At 66.5% G+C, this 3,024-nt stretch carries 2 protein-coding genes; both read right to left on the bottom strand.

The genetic code is table 11. From position 1 onward, the window contains the following. Window positions 1-1,000 (bottom strand): hypothetical protein (locus ACI944_RS13710; RefSeq protein WP_411719585.1); only part of this gene is annotated, 1,000 nt, incomplete at its 3' end. Window positions 1,001-1,090: 90 nt separating this feature from the next. Further along, window positions 1,091-2,899 carry a glutamine--fructose-6-phosphate transaminase (isomerizing) gene (glmS, locus tag ACI944_RS13705; protein ID WP_411719584.1) on the bottom strand — a complete coding sequence of 603 codons (1,809 nt, stop codon included), beginning with the start codon at window positions 2,897-2,899 and terminating at the stop codon, window positions 1,091-1,093. Window positions 2,900-3,024 lie beyond the last annotated feature (125 nt).

The raw sequence follows: 3,024 nt of genomic DNA, 5'->3' as shown, positions 1-3,024 counted from the left end.
CTTCGAAGTCGATTCGACCATCGGCGTTCGTCACAAATTCCGTGCTCGGGAACCAGAGTGTCTCCCCTTGCTTGACCCGGAACGTCGCGAGCACGAACCGTACGTTCCCGCTGTCGTTCGTCGTGAAACTCGCGAACTCGAAGTGTACCTCCCCCGATCCCGTCGCCGCGAACGTCGCCTCGGCGAACTCGATGTCGCCGCGTCCGTCGGTGACGAACTCCGCCTTCCAGAAGTTCACGTCGCCGTTGCCCGCCGCACTGAACGTCACCCCCGAAAAGCGGAGTTGTCCTGCATCCCGTGTTTGGAACGTCGTGTTTTCGAAGTCGACGCTGCCTTCGGTTTCGGCGCGAAACCCCACGCCCACGAATCGGACGTCCCCGCCCGCCTCCGAGACGACCGTCGCGTTCTCGAATCGAACGTCGCCGTCGGCGCGCGTGACGAACTCCGCCCGCTCGAATCGCACGCTGCCGTCCCCTCTCGCCGAAATCGTCGCGTCCTCGAAGCGCACGTCGCCACCCCCCTCGGCGCTGAATGTGGTGTGTGCGAACGATAGCGTCGCCGTGCCCTCCGTGGCAAACGTCGTCCCGTCGAACCGGATGTCGTCGCCGCGGCTCCGAAACGACGCGTGATCGAACCTGATATCCGTGTCGTCGGCGACGATCGCTTTGCCGGTGAACGTGACTGCGCCGAACGTCGCCCCGATGAACTGCCCCCGATGCTCCGCCCCGGCTCCTTGCTGTCGGGATGCTATCTTGAGTGCGTCGCGAAGCGCCGCGGCCTCGTCTCGCTCTTCGGGGACGTTTTCGGGATCGGTATGAAAAATGCAGTACCGTTCGTCCCCCTCCGTGTTTTCCATCGGGGGGTGTGGACACTCCCACTCCTCGATCCCCAATCCGCCGTTCGACGCCGCCGCGTCGAGGCCCCACTCGTCCGGGTCGCTCCCGTGCCACTCCTCCGGCCGGTGTTTGGATGCCGTGTAGGCGCATTTCCCCGCGTGCATGAGTGTCACTCTGTCGGCGGCAAAATAAAGAGTACCCGCCGGACTTCGGACGCGCCACGCCGAACGCACACGGGACGTCGGCCGCCGCGCTCACTCCACGGTGACGCTTTTTGCGAGATTGCGCGGCTTGTCGATCGGCCGGCCCTTGTGGGCGGCGACGTGGTAGGCGAACAACTGCCAGTAGACGTTCGCGACGAGGGACTCGAAGATCCCGACGTCGGGGACCGATAGGTGTTCGTCGGCGTGGCGGTCCGTCTCCGTGGCGTCGGCGGCGATCACCGGCGCGCCGCGGGCTTGGACCTCCTTGACGTTGTTTTGGGTCTTGTCGGCGTGGCCGCCGTCGGTCAGCGTCGCCAACACCGGCGTCCGATCCGTAACGAGCGCCAGGGGTCCGTGCTTCAACTCGCCGGCGGCGAAGCCCTCGGCGTGATCGTAGGAGATCTCCTTCAGTTTGAGCGCGCCTTCGAGGGCGACCGGATAGGCGAAGGCCCGGCCGACGAAGAAGAACGCGTCGCTGTCGGCGTACTCCTCGGCGACGGCCTCGACGTCGTCCTCGGTGTCGAGAACCTGCTGGACCGCGCCGGGGACGTCCCGGAGGTTCTCGAGCAGCTCCGAGGCCCGCCCACTCGAGAGCGCCCCGCGGCGGCGACCGATGTGGACGGCGACGAGCGCGAGCGTCGCGACCTGTGAGGCGAACGTCTTCGTCGCGGCGACGCCGATCTCGGGGCCGGCCCGGATGAAGACGCTGTCGTCGACTTCTCGGGTGACGGTGCTGCCGAGCGTGTTCGTCACCGCCATCGTGCGGGCACCGGCCTGGTCGGCCGCCCGGATCGCCGACAGCGTGTCGGCGGTCTCGCCGCTTTGGGTGACCGCAATCGTCAGCGTTCGCCAGGGGTCACGCCCGCCGTCGAAGGCGTACTCGCTGGCGACCGTGACCGACGCGCGGACGTCCGCGAGTGTCTCCAGCAGCCGGGCCGCATACAGCCCGGCGTAATACGACGTCCCGCAGGCGACGAGTTGGACCTCTTCGATCGATTTGAGATGCTCGGTCGGAAAGGACAACTCCAGATCGACGTCGCCCGAATCGATTTCGAGACGCCCGGAGATCGTCCCCCGGAGCGCCTGGGGCTGCTCGTGGATCTCCTTGTGCATGTAGTGGTCGTACCCACCTTTCTCGGCGGCGTCGGCGTCCCACTCGATCGTCTCGATCGTCGGGTCGATCGTCTCGCCGTCGCGATACAGCGTGACGTCGGCTTCGAGCACCGCGACGTCACCGTTCTCGAGATAGGTGACCGACCGGGTCCGGTCCAGAAACGCCGTCACGTCGCTGGCGAGATACGTGCCGTCCTCGCCGTGACCGAGCACGAGCGGGCTGTCGTTTCGCACCGCCAACACGCCGTCGAAGCCCTCGACGAGCGCACAGAACGCGAAACTGCCCTCAAGACGATCGCTGACGGCCCGCACCGCCGCCACGGGGTCGTCGCCGTCCGCCAGCCGTCGTTCGAGCAGGTGCGGGATGACCTCGGTGTCGGTGTCGCTGGTGAACGTATGCGCCGCCAAGTCGTCCTGCAACTGCTCGTAGTTCTCGATGATGCCGTTGTGGACGACGGCGACCCGGCCCGCACAGTCCGTGTGCGGGTGGGCGTTCGCGTCCGTCGGCGGCCCGTGCGTCGACCACCGGGTGTGGCCGATCGCACACCGCGAGGGGCTCTCTTCGGGGGCCGCCTTGACCAACTCTTCGACTTTCCCACTGCGTTTGTACACCGTGAGGTCGCCGTCGGCGGGGTCGGTCAACGCGATCCCCGCCGAGTCGTAGCCGCGGTATTCGAGGTTCTGTAGCCCGCTCAATACGCGCTCCAATGCGCCGTCCTCGCCGATGTAGCCGGTGATTCCACACATCGTTAGCCTCGTTCGATGACTGTGTTCGGGTCGATCCGTCCGTCGATCACCGCGCTATCAGCCACCGACACGTCATCGCCGATGACGCTGCCGGCCTCGACCGTGACGTTACCGCCCATCTCAGT

It is taken from the genome of Natronomonas sp. (assembly GCF_046710025.1).
Classification (GTDB): domain Archaea; phylum Halobacteriota; class Halobacteria; order Halobacteriales; family Haloarculaceae; genus Natronomonas.
This window is presented reverse-complemented; position numbering and strand designations above follow the sequence as displayed.

Bases quoted from the DNA above. Each gene is read 5' to 3' on its own strand.
- glmS (WP_411719584.1), bottom strand. From the start codon at position 2,899: ATGTGTGGAATCACCGGCTACATCGGCGAGGACGGCGCATTGGAGCGC.